General features: G+C 34.9%; 16 protein-coding genes. 6 read left to right on the top strand and 10 right to left on the bottom strand.

Features of this window, described 5'->3' with window-relative positions; translation table 11 throughout:
* On the top strand, nt 1-203 hold a 203-nt coding region (locus A3EM_RS48040), incomplete at its 5' end, for a hypothetical protein (RefSeq protein ID WP_211211972.1).
* Nucleotides 204-414: 211 nt separating this feature from the next.
* Nucleotides 415-1,764: an adenylyltransferase/cytidyltransferase family protein gene (locus A3EM_RS45860; protein WP_020529021.1), complete on the top strand. Its 1,350-nt coding sequence runs from the start codon at nt 415-417 to the stop codon at nt 1,762-1,764.
* A 167-nt stretch (nt 1,765-1,931) separates the two neighbouring features.
* Here the strand turns inward: A3EM_RS45860 and A3EM_RS0114885 are convergent, their stop codons facing one another.
* From A3EM_RS0114885 to A3EM_RS0114850, 7 genes are all read right to left on the bottom strand, one after another.
* Entirely contained in the window at nt 1,932-2,567 is a 636-nt protein-coding gene (locus tag A3EM_RS0114885; protein WP_020529020.1) for a peroxiredoxin, read from the bottom strand.
* Between the two features lie 202 nt (nt 2,568-2,769).
* The gene (gene moeB, locus A3EM_RS0114875) at nt 2,770-3,930 is read right to left on the bottom strand and encodes a molybdopterin-synthase adenylyltransferase MoeB (RefSeq protein WP_020529018.1); all 1,161 of its coding nucleotides are present in this window, start codon (nt 3,928-3,930) and stop codon (nt 2,770-2,772) included.
* 87 nt (nt 3,931-4,017) lie between these two features.
* A complete protein-coding gene (locus A3EM_RS0114870; protein ID WP_020529017.1) occupies nt 4,018-4,296 on the bottom strand; it encodes a MoaD/ThiS family protein in 279 nt (92 codons plus the stop codon).
* 111 nt (nt 4,297-4,407) lie between these two features.
* Complete coding sequence (locus A3EM_RS0114865) at nt 4,408-4,818, bottom strand: M67 family metallopeptidase (protein WP_020529016.1); 411 nt, start codon at nt 4,816-4,818, stop codon at nt 4,408-4,410.
* Nucleotides 4,819-4,859: 41 nt separating this feature from the next.
* Nucleotides 4,860-5,795 carry a PLP-dependent cysteine synthase family protein gene (locus tag A3EM_RS0114860; protein WP_020529015.1) on the bottom strand — a complete coding sequence of 312 codons (936 nt, stop codon included), beginning with the start codon at nt 5,793-5,795 and terminating at the stop codon, nt 4,860-4,862.
* 383 nt (nt 5,796-6,178) lie between these two features.
* Nucleotides 6,179-7,342, bottom strand: a complete 1,164-nt coding sequence (locus A3EM_RS0114855) for a DUF2911 domain-containing protein (protein ID WP_020529014.1) — start codon at nt 7,340-7,342, stop codon at nt 6,179-6,181.
* A gap of 225 nt (nt 7,343-7,567) precedes the next feature.
* Nucleotides 7,568-8,590, bottom strand: a complete 1,023-nt coding sequence (locus A3EM_RS0114850) for a GntR family transcriptional regulator (protein ID WP_020529013.1) — start codon at nt 8,588-8,590, stop codon at nt 7,568-7,570.
* 206 nt (nt 8,591-8,796) lie between these two features.
* On the opposite strand from A3EM_RS0114850, the gene A3EM_RS0114845 reads away from it, so the two are divergent.
* Complete coding sequence (locus tag A3EM_RS0114845) at nt 8,797-9,510, top strand: RluA family pseudouridine synthase (RefSeq protein ID WP_020529012.1); 714 nt, start codon at nt 8,797-8,799, stop codon at nt 9,508-9,510.
* A 3-nt stretch (nt 9,511-9,513) separates the two neighbouring features.
* Here A3EM_RS0114845 and A3EM_RS0114840 read toward each other — a convergent pair whose 3' ends face one another.
* Both A3EM_RS0114840 and A3EM_RS0114835 read right to left on the bottom strand, forming a co-directional pair.
* The gene (locus A3EM_RS0114840) at nt 9,514-10,824 is read right to left on the bottom strand and encodes a tetratricopeptide repeat protein (protein ID WP_020529011.1); all 1,311 of its coding nucleotides are present in this window, start codon (nt 10,822-10,824) and stop codon (nt 9,514-9,516) included.
* Nucleotides 10,825-10,986: 162 nt separating this feature from the next.
* Complete coding sequence (locus A3EM_RS0114835) at nt 10,987-12,135, bottom strand: hypothetical protein (protein ID WP_020529010.1); 1,149 nt, start codon at nt 12,133-12,135, stop codon at nt 10,987-10,989.
* A 441-nt stretch (nt 12,136-12,576) separates the two neighbouring features.
* Here A3EM_RS0114835 and A3EM_RS0114830 point away from each other — a divergent pair, with 441 nt between their 5' ends.
* The 3 genes from A3EM_RS0114830 to A3EM_RS0114820 all read left to right on the top strand — a co-directional run bounded on the left by A3EM_RS0114830 (nt 12,577) and on the right by A3EM_RS0114820 (nt 16,682).
* On the top strand, nt 12,577-13,764 hold the full coding sequence (locus A3EM_RS0114830; protein ID WP_020529009.1) for a hypothetical protein: 1,188 nt from the start codon (nt 12,577-12,579) through the stop codon (nt 13,762-13,764).
* Between the two features lie 153 nt (nt 13,765-13,917).
* Nucleotides 13,918-15,960 (top strand): NAD-dependent DNA ligase LigA, encoded by a 2,043-nt coding sequence (gene ligA, locus A3EM_RS0114825; RefSeq protein ID WP_020529008.1) that lies wholly within the window; start codon nt 13,918-13,920, stop codon nt 15,958-15,960.
* A gap of 161 nt (nt 15,961-16,121) precedes the next feature.
* A complete protein-coding gene (locus A3EM_RS0114820; RefSeq protein WP_020529007.1) occupies nt 16,122-16,682 on the top strand; it encodes a DUF6913 domain-containing protein in 561 nt (186 codons plus the stop codon).
* A gap of 102 nt (nt 16,683-16,784) precedes the next feature.
* Here A3EM_RS0114820 and A3EM_RS0114815 read toward each other — a convergent pair whose 3' ends face one another.
* Nucleotides 16,785-18,029 (bottom strand): aminotransferase class I/II-fold pyridoxal phosphate-dependent enzyme, encoded by a 1,245-nt coding sequence (locus A3EM_RS0114815; RefSeq protein ID WP_026210305.1) that lies wholly within the window; start codon nt 18,027-18,029, stop codon nt 16,785-16,787.
* Between the last annotated feature and the right edge of the window lie 21 nt (nt 18,030-18,050).

The following is an 18,050-nucleotide window of genomic DNA, read 5'->3' as shown; positions in this document are numbered from 1 at the left end:
AAATTCATGAAGAGTTGGTTATAATTCTGTTGTGGCCAACTTTTCATGTAACTAACTGCTCCGTGAAGGTTCGACTCCTTCCCCTACAGCTAATTCCACTAAATTCTCAATTAGTAATTAGTGGAATTTTTTTTTATACATACTGTAGGGTGATGAAACTGGCAGCCATGCCCTCCTATCTCGAGGGTGAAGGTCTTGGATAAATCCATGAGGAGTTGATAACAAATCATGCGGCTAACTACTTCGTGAAGGTTCGACTCCTTCCCCTACAGCTTTTTCTCCCCTCATTGGCTTTCCAAATGTTTTTGTTTAATAATTGCGAGTTGGTAAAAATTATTTCTTCATTTGTTATTAGTTTTAGATATCGATCTTTATAGATTTGAGGTACTATTTTGAAACTTCATTACCAAAGCAATGTCTGAAACCGCAAAAAATAAAATTCTCGATCTGGAAGGATTGAGGCAATTGAGAACTTCTCAAAAAGACAAAACAATCGTCTTTTGTTCAGGGTGCTACGATATTTTACAATCTGGACATGCTGTATTTTTTAATCAATGTAAATCATTTGGGGATATACTTGTAGTTGGAGTAGGCAGGGATAAAGTAATTGAACAACTAAAAGGCCCTGGCAGGCCTGTAAATCCTGAAAATAACCGTGTTTATCTTGTTGCTGCAATGGAAGATGTTACCTATGCCGTTTTGAACGATCATGAAGTGGGGGAGGGTAAAATCGATTTTGCCCATATACTGGAAGCACTACGGCCAAATATTTTTATCATAAATGATGATGATTCGGCAGTACAGTATAAAAAGGATTTATGCAAAAAATTAAAAATAACACCTCAAACTGTTTCCCGATCTGTCCCTCCTGAGTTAGTCCCTACTTCCACCACAAACATCATCAATAAAATAAATTATGCCTACAGAGCTCCACTGAGGATAGATTTTGCAGGTGGCTGGGCTGATGTGCCTTATATCATGTATGGGAAAAAAGGCTATGTTTCCAATGTGGCCATAAAACCCTTAATTGAATACAAATCTGGTAAATTTAATTTTTCGGGTTATCCAAGAGGTAGTGGGTTAAGTACTTCTACAGCTGCCAAATTACTGGAAATGATTAGTGCCAAAAATTACAATGTGGACAATAAGACCCTGCAGCAGGTTGGAGAAGATTTATTCAATTTGGAAAATAAAGAATTGCAATGGTTTATTGGAAGACAAGATCAGTATTCTATTGTATATGGTGGTTTCCAGTGTTTTGAATTTGGACAGGATTATGCCAAACCTCTTGAAGTAAATATTACCCAGGAGACTTTGGAAGAATTGCGTCACCAGATGCTGTTAATTCATACTGGGGTTTCCCGAAATGCTCAGACTGCAGTGGAAGATGTATATAAAAATCACAAAACTCCTGAGGGTATTGACGCTCTGGAAAAACTTTCAAAATATGGAAGGGATTTCGCTTTGGCACTTGAAAAGCGTGATTTCGATTTATGCGCTAAAATAGTGGATGATAACTGGAAGGCTCAGAAGCAATTGGCTCCGTCCTGCACTAATGAAGAATTGGAAGAGATGTATAGTTTTGCAATGGCTAATGGAGCAAAAGGTGCTAAATTATGTGGAGCCGGTGGCGGTGGAGCATTTTTATTTATGACTGACGATCCTTTAAAATTAAAAAGAGCAATGAAAAAACAATTCTCAGGTTGTTTCGAGATTGATTTTGAATTTGAGTATCAGGATATAAAGACTTTAAATAAAATCTAAACTAAAATTTTTTAACAGAAAAGGGATCACACACAACTAGTTTTGTTGGTTTGATCCCTTTTTTATTGACATTAAAATTAAAAAGCTTCCGTGCTATTATTTCTGAAAAATAGTAATCTCTCTATCAGTCTTTTATGACAAATTAATACACGATTAATTTTGAATTACTACTTATTTGGTTGAGGAGTCATTCTCAAATAAGGCTTGATTACTGTATGCCCTTTTGGGAATTTTTCCGGAATTTCCTCATTGGTTACAGAAGGTACAATTACACAATCATCTCCATCTTCCCAGTTAGCTGGTGTAGCTACACTGTGATAGGCTGTCAGTTGCAAGGAGTCAATTACCCTCAATAATTCGTCAAAGTTTCTACCTGTAGATGCCGGGTAAGTTAAAGTTAATTTTACCTTTTTATCCGGTCCGATTATGAAAACTGATCTTACAGTAGCTTTTTCACTGGCATTTGGGTGAATCATATCATATAAAACAGCTACTTTTTTATCAGGGTCAGCTATGATTGGGAAGTTCACATTAGTGTTTTGGGTTTCATTAATGTCTTTTATCCATTCCTTGTGATCTGCCAAAGGATCAACACTAATCGCTATCGGTTTTACATTTCTTTTTTCGAATTCGTCTTTAAGCTTAGCTACAGCCCCAAGTTCGGTTGTACAAACTGGAGTATAATCAGCTGGGTGAGAAAAAAGGATTCCCCAGCTTTCTCCAAGCCAATTGTGGAAACTAATTTCTCCCTGAGTAGTATCTACGGTGAAATCTGGAGCGACATCTCCTAATCTAATTGCCATTTTTGAAATAGTTTAATGGTTAAAAATATAACTATAAGTGATTGAATATTAGAAATTTGCAAATTGCCATAAGTTGAGGGTGATGAATTTTTTATTTCATCACCCTTTTAAAGGTGGTAAAATCTATGACAAAAAAGTAAACCTGGCTGAATTTTATTTTTCCATTAAAAGAATGGGAAAAAATTACCAGTTTATATTCGCATTAATATTTAGGCAGGGAATTATCAATTTCATCTGCCCAGGCTAAAATCCCTCCTTTTAGGTTATACAGATTTTTAAATCCATATTTTTTCTCTAAAAGTTCGATTGCATCAGCACTTCTTTTTCCACTTCGGCAATGAACTACAACCTGCTTATCGGAATTGATTTTATTATAACTTTCTTCTACCTGAGCCAGAGGAATTAACTCACCTTTTATATTTGCTATATCATATTCATATGGTTCGCGAACGTCTATGAGTTGGAAATCTACATTATTTTTAACCATATTGGCTAATTCTTTTACGGTGATTTCCTTTACATTTTTCTCCTCTGATTTTTGGGGAATACCACAGAATTGCTGGTAATCAATTAGTTCGGTGATTGTAGGGTTCTTACCATTCAATGGATTCTCCTCATCCCTATAAATTTTTAATGTTCTGGTTATGAAGCTCAGCGCATCAAAAATAAACAGCCTTCCGCTTAGTGGTTCTCCTACTCCGGTAATCACTTTGATTACTTCATTGGCCTGCAGGCTGCCTACAATTCCGGGAAGCACGCCAATTACACCACCTTCTGCACAACTTGGTACAAGGCCTGGAGGTGGGGGAGAAGGGAATAAGTCCCTGTAGTTAGGCCCCACATTTCCTTCCTTATCGGTATAATTAAAAACAGAAACCTGACCCTCAAACCTGAAGATTGAGGCGTAAACATTCGTTTTTCCCAAAAGCACACAAGCATCATTTACCAAATACCGTGTTGGGAAATTGTCTGTTCCGTCTGCCACTACATCATAATCCTTCACAATGTCCAATGCATTTTGAGAAGTTAGCATGGTTTCATGGACTACAATATTAATATGAGGGTTCAAAGCTTGAATTCGCTTCTTAGCTGCTTCCACCTTCGGTACACCCACATCATCTACTGAATATAAAACCTGTCTTTGCAGATTGGAATCATCTACTACATCAAAATCAATAATGCCGATGGTACCCACGCCTGCTGCTGCAAGGTACAACAACATAGGGCTTCCAAGTCCGCCAGTTCCAACAACTAGAACTTTCGCTGCTTTCAACTTTCGCTGGCCTTCTATATTAAATTCAGGTATAATAAGGTGGCGGCTATATCTTTCCAGCTCATCCTTACTAAATGTTACTTCACTCATGATTTATTTTAGTTATGGCATTTATGATTAATTGCCAATCAATTATAAATTTAGAATTGAATTTTATGATTATCCTTAATTGGGGATTCAGGCGATTCCTCCGGCAATTGCAGGGATAATACTGATTTCGGTGTTATCTTCCACCGGAGTGTTTTCATTTTGCAATGCCTTAATATCTTCATCTCCAATGTAAATCCTCACAAACTTCCTTAAAGCTCCACTTTCATCAAATAAATGTTGTTTTACCTCAGGATACTGTGTAGCCAAATCCAGCATAGATTCCTGAATATTACTACCATTTGTTTTAATTGTAGCTAGGTTGTCAGTGAATTTTCTTAAGGGAGTAGGGATAATGATTTGAGCCATTTTTTTGTTGATTAATAATTAGTTTTATATTATTTAAATACTTGTAATTCTTAATTTAAAGGAAGAAGAAATGGAGCCGGATTTTATACAATTCTTTAACAAATTTTTTCCTTATAAAATCTCCTCTTCTTCAAATTTTCCAGCATCGTCTAATTGCCATGATTTGGTGACTTCTGCCTTTCCTTTCATCACTGAAATAATGATATAGGAAAAGAAAGGAACTGCCTGCTTTAAATCATGTTCTGAGGGGATAGCCGGATGTTCGGGGTGAGAATGATAAATTCCTAAAAGTGTTTGCCCAATTTCATCGGCATATCTTTCTGCCTTCAAATAATCAAGCGGACTTACTTCAAATCTCCTTCTTTGGTCGCCTTCTTTGGAGTTGGTCACTTCTTTGGCCACCTCAATATTTCTAATTTCACCATCCTTGCCATAGAAGAAACCACAACATTCATTTGGGTAGGTAGCTTCAGCATGTTTTTGCATTTCTTCAAGGGCATTGGGAGCTATTTTTAATCTCATCTTTAGTTTTTCTGGGTTTACTTTCCGTTTTACATTAAAGATTATTTATACAATTCGTTAATAACCTCACTGTATTTTGCTGCATCATCCGGAAAAACTGTTACAATTACACCTTCCTCTATTTTATTTGCTACTTTTATTGCACCTATAAGGTTGGCTGCAGCAGATGGGCTTACCAATAAACCTTCTTTATGAGCAATTTCCTTAATTAGTTCAAAAGCTTCGAAAGTATCAACAGGTAAATTTCTGTCGGCAAAAGTGTTATTGTATATTTTTGGAACTATGGCGGTTTCCATGTGTTTCCAACCTTCCAAACCGTGCATTGGAGCATCAGGTTGAAGAGAAATCAATTCTATATTTTCGTTGAGTTCCTTTAATCTTTTGCCCGTGCCCATGAAGGTTCCGGAAGTTCCTAATCCAGCTACAAAGTGAGTGATTTCTCCATCAGTTTGCTGGAACACTTCTTCACCAGTGGAATTATAATGTGCTTTCCAGTTGTTGGGGTTGGCATATTGATCAGCATAATAATATTTATCCGGTTCAGCCTCAAAAAGCTCCTTTGCTTTAAGTTGAGCTCCATCAGTTCCTTCAAAAGGAGATGTATAGATGATATTAACCCCGTGAGCCTTAAGGATTGTTTTCCTTTCGTAAGATGCGTTTTCTGGCAAGCAAAGCGTAACTGGAATACCTAGTGCCGCGCCAACTGCGGCATAAGCTATTCCTGTGTTGCCACTGGTAGCATCCAAAAGCTCTTTCCCTTCATGCAATTCACCATTCAAAATGGCCTGTTTTATAATGTTAAATGCAGGTCTTGCTTTCACACTATTGCCCAGTTGCTGCCATTCCAGTTTGGCATAAATCTTCACCCCTTTTTTTTGAAATACCCTCTCGATGGGAAAAAGTGGCGTGTTGCCAATAAATTTCTGGACATTTTTAAGTCGGGATTTTAGATCAATTTTCTTTTCGGCTAATATCATTTTAAATAAATATTATTAAAGTCCTAAAAACTTGGTTGAATTAAGGCATAAAAAAAGCCTTTCCACTTTTGGCGGAAAGGCTTTTAAAATAAATATTTTCAAAGTCATACTTTGCTCATACAAAGTCTTATCCGCCCAATACGCATAGCGCAACAACAACAACAAGTTGCAGCAGCAGTAAGACAGATAATATTTTGAGCAAATGATAACATCTAATTCTCTTTTTTAATTTTTACAAAGCTAATAAATAATTTTTGAGAATTCCTAAAAAAAAGGTCTAGTTACTTAAAAAGTTTATAATAGATCCTCTTCTTCTCTTATGGAATTCAGATGTTAAACCAGTATAATTCAAAAAAAGTTTAAATTTTTAGAATTTTTTATCCTTATTTTCCTGCTTCCGAATCTCCTTCCTTTAATTTTCTTAATTCTCCTTCATAATAGGCTAAATTCGGCTTCTGGTTTTCTGGAATATTTTGGAGTGCTACTTCCCAATGTTTGATGGCTTTTTTCTTTTCACCCATTGCTGTATAGCATCTGGCCAGTCCAACATTTGGAGTAAATTGATCCTCAGGGTGTTTTTTCTTGTTTAACAAAAATATTTCAAGCGCTTTTTCATTTTTGCCCTCACCAAGCAGTCCTCTGCCATAATTGTGAAGGTCCAAAATTGTAGCAGTAGGATGTTCTACCGCTTTAGCCATTAACTTATCCGCATCTGTTGTTTTGCCCAGTTTACCAAGAACTTTTGCTTTTGTGGATAATGTCTGGAAATTTTCCTGACCAATATAGGGGCGGTTTATGGCCAAATCTGCCCAGGTTAGGGCTTCCTCCATGTTAATCTCATTATTTGCACAAAATTCGGCTGCATTTCTGAAGTTTTGCCAGGTAAATCCGGCACTATTTCTCAAATCATCCCTCATTTTGGCGATGTATAGATCGTTTATATTGGGAACTTCAACTTTTATGGGAACCATTAAGTTCTCCCATTTCAATGCAACAGTTGCATGGTCTGGTTTTCTTTCCGTAAATTCAAAAGTCAAATATTCATTGAATTCGGATTTTTCAGGTTTTATGGTTACTCTTAGGGCATCTTCTTTTTCATCATAAGAATAACTGCCCCAGGAGGTATAGTTTTTGGAGAAAATAATTGTCCATTCATCTTCCCCCGGAGCCATGTGCAAGCCATATTTTCCAGCGGGTAAATCTTGCCCTTCAATTTTTACATCATGTGATACATAAAAGACGGTGTTTTCATTGGCTCCGGCTCTCCAGGGAATAGCCTTGCCGGCAAAAGCATCTTCTGCAAAACCGTAAGGAACTACATTTGTCCCGTAGATTTTTCCAGTTCTATCCTCTCCCTGAGGTCCGGTAACATCCGGGCTGTTGTAGGTAACATTCACTTTCACCAGGCCAATCCACTGGCTAACGCTTGCTTTTTCATTATCCCCGCTGGGTGGAAAGGTGAGAGCCCCTTGTGCGAGTAATTCATTAGCAAAAAAAATTGAGCATAAAAATACCAGTAATTGTTTTATTGGTCCGTAGTTTTTCATAAGATTTGGGTTAAAGTAGTAAAAATTATCCCCCAGTTAGTGAGGATTTAAGTTTCAGTTATGAATTGAATTTTAAACTAAATTCCCAAAAAAGATACTGTTTTACCGTGAACTTTAAATTTGCGGGGTTAAGCGGTTTTTATAATGGTTGGAATTAGGACGCGTCTATTTTATTCCTAAATATTAATCATATTGATTTTAATGAAAATTTAAATTTATCCCCCATTATAGGGTGTTTCTCTGAATGAAAAGGAATTCGTTTCTTATGGTAGAAAATTCTTTATTCAGGATCATTTTAGCAGCAGCTTTTCCCATTTTTTCGAAATCAGTGGTAATTACCGAAATGCCATCACACAAAACTTCTTTCATAGGGGTTTCATTGTATGAAATTAACCCGAGGTCTTTCCCAGGAATTAATTTCTGATCTCTGGCTTTTTTTATTAATCCCACCAGATCTGTTTCTCTGATTAGCACAAACACATCTCCTTTAGATATTTCTCCTTCTGGCAGATCATGTAGAATTTTAAAATTCAGTTTTTTATGCAGGCAGAAATTTCTAAAACCCCAGGAAATTTCCTCGCAATAGTATTCATTTTCTTCCTCAGGGAAAATCAAATAAAAATGCTCATACTTCTTCAGTAAGTCCATTGCTTTACCCAAAGCGTCATAAATATCGTTTTGGAAATCCTGATACACACAACCATTGGCGCCATCAAAATTTTCGATTTTTTTATCAAGCAGAATGAGTTTTTCTTTGGGGATCTTCTTTAATAAATTTTGAATTCTTTCCTCAGATTCATCAAAATGAGGCATAACCATTACATAATTGTAATAATCTAAGCCCCCATCAATAAAATTTTCAAATGTAACTGCATCGTAGTTATGAATTTTTAAATCGATAACAGCATTTTCCCCAAGGGTTTTTACGATGTTGTTGTAGATGATTTTTTTGTAGGCACTGATTTTATTAAAAATCAAAAGAATTTTTAATTTATCAATTCCAACCGTGTCATTCACATAAAACCCTTTCCCCCTAACTGAAATAATAATTCCTCTTCTTCTTAATTCATTATAGGCCTTTTCTACGGTATCTCTCGACAAATAATATTCAAAACTTGTTTCATTTATCGAAGGAATTTTCTGACCTTTTTTAAGGTTCCCTTTGTGAATTTCGGCAATAATATTATTGATGATTTGTCTGTATTTTGGAATCTTCGATCCCTCATTAATATTGGAATAATCCTTCATAAACGATTTCTGGTTTCTAGAAACGCAATCTTATTTTATCCCAATATTATTAAACTTCCCATTCTAAATAAACTTTTCCTCATCATTTGTTTATTAAATTTGTTTTTTCCTTCTGGCGGTAATCTTCCAGTCAATCCCCGTAAAGGAGGTTATGCTTAAATTAAAAAATTAGTAGAAATATGAATACCTCTTTGTAATTTTGGGGGATGAAGTTACCAAAGTTTGAAGATCTTATAGTTTTCGAAAATCAAAACTATATACTCATAAATAAACCATACGATATTTCTACTCTCGATGAAAGGGATATTTCACGGCCAAGTATTATTAAACTTGCCAGAGGTTTTTCCTCTGAATTAAAAATTTGCCATAGACTGGATAAAGGAACTTCCGGAATTTTGGCAATTGCAAAAAATGAAGAGTCTTATAGAAATTTATCTCTGCAATTTCAAAAAAGAAAGGTTTCCAAAATATATCATGCTTTTGTGAACGGAGTCCATAGCTTTGAGGAGCTTAGTATTGAGTATCCTATTGCTATTGCCGGGAAATCTGCTGTAAGAATAGATCCTCGGGAAGGGAAAAAATCCACTACTATAGTGAATACTGTTAAAACTTTCAGGAATGCGAGTCTGATTGAGGCAAAGCCATTAACCGGAAGAATGCACCAAATCAGAATCCATCTTGCGGCAAAAAAAGCTCCGCTAATTTCGGATGCGACTTACGGAGGCAAGCCTGTATACCTTTCAGAAATTAAAAGAGGGTATAAACCAAAAAAACATGAAGTGGAAAGACCCTTAATAAATCGGGTGGCACTTCATGCTTTCGGGTTGAAATTTTATGATGGAGAAGAAGAAATATTTGTGGATTCTCCCTATACTCCTGATCTAAATGTACTGATCAAACAACTAGCAAAAAATTGCTAATCCTTATTTGGATGATTTTTGTTTGGCTTTTTGAATGGACTCAAGTTCTTTTAGAGTTGCTCCTCTATAGTATCCTTTACTTGCCCCCCGGAAGGCTTCCTCTGCCATATCCAAATTTTTTGCTGCTTTATAATTCATTCCAATCATGAAATTAAATTGGGCTTTCTTTTCCGGGTTTAACCGCGGGTTTTTTACAGCTCTTTCCAACGTTTCTGTTGCTGAACCTGGCTTGTTTAATTGATATTCACAAGCTGCTTTTAGAAAAATTGCATTAAAATCCATTGGGTTTTTATCTATGAGTTTATCGCAGGCAGTCATACAAAATTCATAATCACCATTTTGATGATAAAGAAATGCCAATTCGTAAACTTTATCTTTCAGGAAGTTTCCATCCTTTTCAGATGCTTCAATTTCCCCTTTTGTAATTGAAATTAATTCTGCTTTTTCTGCCTTAATACTGGCTAATTTTTTCTGAAGGTCATAAGCCTCCGTCATGCTGGGATTCAGTTTTAAGGTGGTTGCCAGGAATTTTTCGCTTAATTGGTATTCATAAATCGAAAAATATGCATTTGCAAGACTGAAATAGAATTCTGGAGTGAATTCTATTAGTTTTACTTTAAATTCTCCACCATTGGCAAATTCGAAATATTCTTTTGCCTTTTCATATTCTTCTAAATAATGATAAGCATACCCAATTTCATAAAAGTATTGTTCGTTTTCGGCAATTTTTGGAACCTGGGTGATTATTTTATCTAAGATATCCTTTGCACTGTTGTAATCTCCAATATAATTGTAATATTGCGCTTCTAGGAACTTTACATCAAAGTTATCAGGACTAAGTTTTCTGGCAATTTCTATATGTTCAAAAACAGATTGCTGTTGTTTTACAAGGTTTAGGATATTGATAATATCAATTTTGTACTTCAATTGCCTTTCCAAATTGGAATCTGTAGCAAAGGCATTATCATAATTTTCTACAGCCTTTTCTGCATTTCTCATTTGTGCATACAAATCACCCAATTCTTCAAAAGCCTGATAATAATCTGGTTTTATTTCTACAGCTTTTTCCAAGTCCTGAATAGCTTCATTGAATTTTCCAAGGTTTATTTTACAATTGGCCGAAATGAAATAAATTTCAGCATTATCAGGTGTTTTTTTCGAAGCTTCTGCCAGTAATAGAATTGCTTCTTCATATCTACTGTTTTGGATAAGGTTTTGAGCATTATCCAATAACTCAGAAGACTGGCTAAAGGCATTAAAACTTTGAAATATTATCAAAAAAGAAAGAAGACTTATAAAATTTTTAACTTTCATGTGTTTAAAAATTATATTGCTATTGAAATAATTTACGAGAAATCAATAATTTCCCTGAAAATAATTTCAAAATAAATTTCGATTGGTTAACGATTATTTTGGGTATTCATTTGGCAACTGAATAGATTTATGGGCAAAACCGTAGTTTTTTGAATTTTTTCTTTAATATTCTTTTCGTAAATCTCTCAGTTTAGCTGTTATTTCATTTTCTTCCAATAATTTTAAGCTCTGTTGAGCCCCCTGTTTACTCACATAATTTCCAATATAAACCTGGTATTTAATTTCATTACTATATTGATCAATCATGATATAAGGATCTCCCAATTTTTTGGAAATTAGTTTGCGGCAATATTCTTGAGCGGCTTCAAGATCTCCAAAATAAGTAGTATAAACAGACCATCTGTTTTTCTCAATCCTTACTCCTTCGGGCGTATACAAGTATTTGTATAATGGATCGAATGAAATGTAAGGAGCGAAGTAAGAAGTGGCAGGAGCTATATTTCCACTGGTATCCCTCATGGTGAAAAACCAGTCTGCTTGGAGTACTTTAAAGTTTTTTACTTCCGGGTCTCCATTGACATACAAATAGTAGGCATGTTTTTCTTTATTGGTAAGTTGCTTAGCTGTTTTACGGGGAATTGTATAGGCAGTAATTAAAAAGTTTTCTGAGCCATCCTCGTTATTTCCATCCTTATCAGGTTTTGGTGCAACTCTCAGGAAATCAATAACTCCATCGCTATTGAATTCGCCAAAAGTGGCTGAACTTTCAAAAACACTGGAGAATGAAACCTGTGAAATTCTTTCTGGCTTTGAAATATCAAAAAGATTATAACACCTATATCTACAACCTTCACCATGGCAATCCTCTCTGAAATTCATAATCATGAGGTAACTTTTTCCTAAAAATGAAAATTCTTTTACCTCAAGAATATTATTGTAGTTCTGTCTGATGGACATTTCTACACCACAATAATAAACAAAGTGTTGGCCATTCAGGTAGAGGCCAGTTGGGTTAGGGTTAAAAATATTGTCATATTCGGCACCATTTACAAAATATGTTTTGAAGTCTACACTGCAATTTCCGTAAATAGTATAACTTGTATCTGCCTCTTCAGCAAAATTGGTTACCATTGGCTCTCCAATAATATTTATTTGTTCCTGAGAAAGTTGTGGAATAGAATAACTAGCTCCTTTTTCTACATTTTGAGCAATTAAAAAGCAATTGGAACTGAGTATGCTGGCAAAGCAAATGATATAACTTTTCAAGAAAATTTTATTCCCAAATAAGTTTTTCAATATAAATTCAAACATTATTTTGTATTTATTAAATATCCAAATAACTGGTTAAATCTGAAAAATGGATTATTTTGGTTTATTTTAACTTGGTATTTGGTTTTTATCAGTCTTCATTAAATGGGAGTTTTAAGATTAAAATCTTCATCTAAAAAGTCCATAATTTTCAAGGAGAAAGTCCCTCCCTCCTAAAAACCCAATAGTATTACGATTTTTATTAGGAATTATTTAGGAGCATTCCCATTAATATTTTTCTTTCTTTTTTAAGAAGTAGTTGGATGTACTTAATAAAAATTATCCTCCTTTAGGTCTTTCTTTTAAAAATCTTTCCTAATCAGGTTGTGAAACAATAATCAAGTTAGTGGGAGGGTTTTAGTATTTGTAATTGAGTGGGTACGGCATCCATCTCAACCTGTTTCTAATCTACAATTTTAAAATATCTGAAATTTCTTAGGAAAGATGAAAAAACTTTGTTTTGCCTCTTTAATCTTAATTTACTTTTCTTGTAATTGTTTTGCCCAGGAAGAAAACATTATCACTGATCATAATTCCACTGTTTTAATTGCCAATGGTAATAAATATGCTCATTCTAATATTGTTCAATTGACAATTGAAAGTGAAAATGCTTACCAAATGATGGTAAGCAACTATCCTGATTTTACCGGAGCATACTGGTCACATTATGAAAAGGATATTAAATGGGAATTGCTTCCTCAAGACGGAGAACAAACTGTCTATGTGAATTTAAGGGACAAGGATAATAATATATATTCTACCATTTCAGACAAAATTATTCTTGATGCTACTCCTCCCAGTGATGGTACAGTAAAAATTTACCCACCTGAAAACGGATTTAAAAGCCCTCCTTTTTATGTTGATTTGGAGATTTCGGTGAAAGATGCCAAATACATGATGATTAGTAATCAAAATGCATTTTTTAATCATAAATGGATGTTGTTTAAAGAGGATGTTTCAGAATGGCAGTTAGAAGATGGTCCGGATGGAGTAAGAAAAGTTTTTATTAAATTTAGAGATGTGGCAGGAAATAATTCAGAAGTGATTTCAGGTGAGGTATTAATTGATACCAAAGCTCCATTTGGTATGGATATTAAGATAAATGAGGATGAAAAATTTACCAAAAGGCAGGATAATCAAATTTCACTTAAAATTACTGCCAGAGAAGCAGATTTTATGATGATAAGTCCAAATAAGGATTTTAGTGGAGCAGAATGGATTCCCTATGGAGAAAATTTAGACTGGACTTTAGATGGAAATGATGGTAACAAAATAATTTATGCAAAATTTAAGGATAAAACTGGTAATGAATCTGGGGTTGTTTCCGATGAAATAATTTTAGATACAAAACCTCCTCAGGATTGTACAGTGCTTATTGACAAGGGTGCAGATATTTCTTCAAATATAAATAAGCTTGTGACTGTAGATTTATATTCTTCCGATGCTTCATTTATTATGATCAGTAGTGTGCCTAATTTTAAAGGCGCAAGATGGCAGGTTTATCGGGAACATATTCCCAACTGGAAATTGTATGGAGAGGAAAATGGCACTAAAACCGTTTATGTGAAATTTATGGATGAGGCAGGCAATATAAGTGGAATTTATAAGGATGAAATTACTTTGAACAGATAAGTTCGGAGACATAAAATTTAAAAAATTGGGGGAAATGACAATTGTCTTTTCCCTTTTTTTATTCCATAAATGTCACAAAAAATATTGTAATTTTGCAGCTTCACATTTTTGAAAAAATTATATTTTTTGTCCTTTAATATTTCCCCTTGCCAAATGACTGAAGCGGAGGCTCAATCCAAAATTCTGGATCTAAGTAAAAAAATTAATCACTACAATTACCAATACTATCAAAACAGTATTTCGGAAATATCTGATTACGATTTTGATATGTTGCTTAATCAGCTAATTGAGCTGGAAAAGGAGTTTCCCCAATTTAAAATGGATGATTCACCTACTCAGCGGGTAGGGGGGGCTATCACAAAATCATTTGCATCTGTAAAACACAAATACCCAATGCTTTCATTGGGGAACACCTATAGTGAGCAGGATTTATTGGATTTTGATGAAAGGATTGAAAAAGCGATTGGGAATGATTTTGAATATATCTGTGAGTTAAAGTTTGATGGAGTGGCTATAAGTTTGATTTATGAAAACGGTAAGCTCACAAAAGCAGTAACTAGAGGTGATGGCGTGCAGGGTGATGATATTACCCAAAATGCTAAAACTATTCCAAGTGTTCCCCTAAGTGTTCCATTTAAAGGCACTTTTGAAGTGAGAGGGGAAGTATTTCTCACCAAAAAAAGATTTGAGGAACTAAATATTCAAATTGCAGAGGAAAACAAGAAAAGGGAAAATGAGGGCAAAAAACCTTTGAAATTATTGGCAAATCCAAGAAATGCGGCAAGTGGCACCTTAAAAATGCAGGATTCTTCTGTAGTGGCAAGGAGAAAACTTGGATGTTTTGCTTATTCCCTTTTGGGAGAAAATCTGGGATTTGATTCACATTCGGCCTCACTTGCACAGTTGGAAAAATGGTATTTCAATGTTTCGGATTCCTATAAAAAATGCAAGGACATCCAGGAAGTAATTCACTTTATCAATGCCTGGGAGATAAAACGTGAGAAATTTCCAGTGGAAACAGATGGAATAGTTTTAAAAGTAAATGATTTCAGGCAACAGGAAATTTTAGGATTTACCGCAAAAAGTCCGAGATGGGCCATTGCATACAAATATAAGGCAGAAAGTGCCAGTACAATTTTAGAATCTGTAAGCTATCAGGTAGGCAGAACCGGAGCAATTACTCCAGTTGCCAATTTAAAACCCGTATTGCTGGCTGGTACCACAGTGAAAAGGGCCAGTTTGCATAATGCGAATGAAATTGAAAGGTTGGATTTGCATGACGGAGATACGGTATATATTGAAAAAGGAGGGGAAATCATTCCTAAAATAACAGGAGTGAATTTATCTGCAAGACAGCCTTCAGCTCAAAAAATTCAATTTATAGAAGATTGTCCTGATTGTGGAACTACACTTATCAGAAAAGAAGGGGAAGCTAACCATTATTGCCCCAATTTAAATGGATGTCCTACCCAACTAAAGGGAAAAATTGAACATTTTATTCAAAGGAAGGCGATGAATGTGGAATCCCTTGGGCCTGAAACTATCGACCAGTTATTTCAAAAAAACTTAGTAAAAACTCCTGCAGATCTGTATTTTTTGTCCAGGGAAAATTTGATGGAGTTGGAGAGGTTTGGAGAAAAATCAGCTGATAACCTACTTTCAGGACTTCAAAAATCTAAAGAAATTTCTTTTCAAAGGGTACTTTTTGCTTTGGGAATTAGGTTTGTTGGAGCTACTGTTGCCAGTAAATTGGCCTTGCATTTTCATAATATTGGCAACATGCTGGCTGCTACACGGGATGAATTGCTGGAGGTAGAAGAAATAGGTGATAAAATCGCGGATAGCTTCATAGAATTTAGAAGTGAAGAAAAGAATATCCTTTTTATTGACCAATTAAAAAAAGCCGGATTAAAATTTGAGTTAAATAAAGAGGATATTGTTACTGTTGATCAAAACCTGTTTGAGGGTAAAACCTTTGTGATATCGGGTGTTTTTGAAAGTTTTAGCCGTGATGAATTGAAGCAAAAAATAGCTTCTCTTGGAGGCAAGGTAGTTTCATCCATTTCAAAAAAACTGGATTTTCTTGTTGCTGGAGATAAAATGGGTCCTTCAAAGCTGGAAAAAGCTGAAAAATTGGAAATTAAAATTCTTTCAGAGGAGGAATTCTTAGCAATGGTAGAACGTTTACAGGTGTAAATATCCAATAAAAGTTAATGGCAATAGTTAATTAAAGGAATAAGGGATGATTTAAAATTCTGATTATAAACACATGTTTTATTCAGGTATTTTTCGCCAATAATCAGTCAGTTGTTTTGATCCCTTTCTGAAATAGATTTTTTACCCTAAATTATAAAGTGTTGAAACCGATAAAAGAATTTTTTTTAAATCTGAGAATCTCACGGGCAAATAAGGGAAATAAAGCAAAAAGGATTTCTACAAATTATAGTGAAGTAAAATCAGTAGGGATTTTATTTCTGATAGAGAATGATAACCATCACGAAGAGATGAATAAATTCGTGAAAGGACTGATGAAGGAGGGGAAGAAAGTTGAAGCAATGACTTACTTTACCAGAGAGCATGATAATCCATATAATTTTAGCTATAACTTTTTTGATGAAAAAGATATTTCATTATCAGGGGCTTTGAAAGGAGAAAAGGTAGCTGCTTTTATGGAAAAAGAATTTGATTATTTATTTTTTATTTCCTTGAAGCAAACTCTGGCATTTGATTTTATTCTGGCTGGAAGTAAGGCTAAATGTAGAGTAGGACCTTATTTTGAAGGCAAGGAAGATTTTTACGAACTGATGGTTAATTTGAATCCTGGTGAAGGAGTAGATAAATTAATTGATGGTATGAAACACTATACGAGGGAAATAGATAGAAAAGAGAATGCTGGAAGGCAAGCAGTTGCTTCATAAACCCTCTTGGAAAAAATAAAATTAAGATATGAAAAAAGCTGCTCAATTTAAATGAGCAGCTTTTTTGATTTTAGGATGGAGGTTTAACTCCAATAATGTGAATTATTGTAAAGTTTGAGGGGCTACATTAGCGTAAGCTCCGCTTTTCAATTTATCAGAAATTGCCTCGAAGGCAGCAATTGTTTCATTAACATCTTCCAAAGTATGCATAGCTGTTGGGATTAGTCTAAGCATAATGACATCCTTAGGAACCACTGGATATACAACCGCAGAACAAAAGATTTGGAATTTTTCCCTTAAGTCCATAATTAGATTTGCAGCTTCATTGGTTCCTCCACTTAAGATAACAGGAGTTACGGGAGATTCCGTTTTGCCTAAATTAAATCCTTTGGCTCTCAATCCAGATTGAAGTGCATGTACAATTTCCCAAAGCTTATTTTTTAGCTCTGGCATTGATTTTAACATTTCCAACCTTTTCATGTTGCCCAGAACAAATGCAGTAGGAAGGGTCTTGGCAAAAATCTGAGACCTCATATTATATCTCAAATATTCTACAACTTGCTCTTTACTTGAAATAAAGCCTCCTATGCTTGCCATAGATTTGGCAAATGTGGAGAAGTATATGTCTATTTCATCCTGAACTCCTTGTTCTTCACCAGTTCCGGCTCCTGTTTTTCCCATAGTACCAAAACCATGAGCATCATCTACCATCAGCCTGAATTGGAATTTATCTTTTAAGCCAACAATTTCTTTAAGATTACCCATCTCGCCCAGCATTCCAAATACTCCCTCGGTAATCACTAAAATTGATCCACCAGTTTCTTCAACTATTTTAGTGGCTCTGGCAAGTTGCTTTTCACAACTCTGGATGTCGTTATGTGGATACACAAATCTTTTCCCAAGATGCATTCTTAAACCATCTAAAATACAAGCATGGCAATCCGCATCATACACCACAACATCTCTTCGATCTAACAAAGCGTCAATCGCTGACATAATACCCTGATAACCATAGTTTACGATTACAGTATCTTCCTTGCCAACAAAATCACTTAATTGAGATTCAAATTCTTCAATTATGTTAGAATTTCCAGACATCATTCTGGAACCCATAGGATAGGCCAGACCATATTTTTCTGCAGCTTCAGCATCAAATTTCCTGATTTCAGGATGATTACCTAGTCCAAGGTAGTTATTCAAACTCCAGTTTAATACATCCTTGCCCCTGAACTTCATCCTTGGAGCAATCTCTCCTTCTAGCTTAGGAAAGGCATAATAGCCATGTGCAATTTGTGAAAACTGTCCTAATGGCCCTCTGTCAACTAACAATTTTTCAAATAGATCCACGAATATTGAATTATTTTAATA

It is taken from the genome of Flexithrix dorotheae DSM 6795 (assembly GCF_000379765.1).
In the GTDB taxonomy this organism is placed as follows: domain Bacteria; phylum Bacteroidota; class Bacteroidia; order Cytophagales; family Flammeovirgaceae; genus Flexithrix; species Flexithrix dorotheae.
The sequence above is the reverse complement of the archived record's forward strand: the minus strand, read 5'-3'. Positions and strand labels throughout refer to the sequence as shown.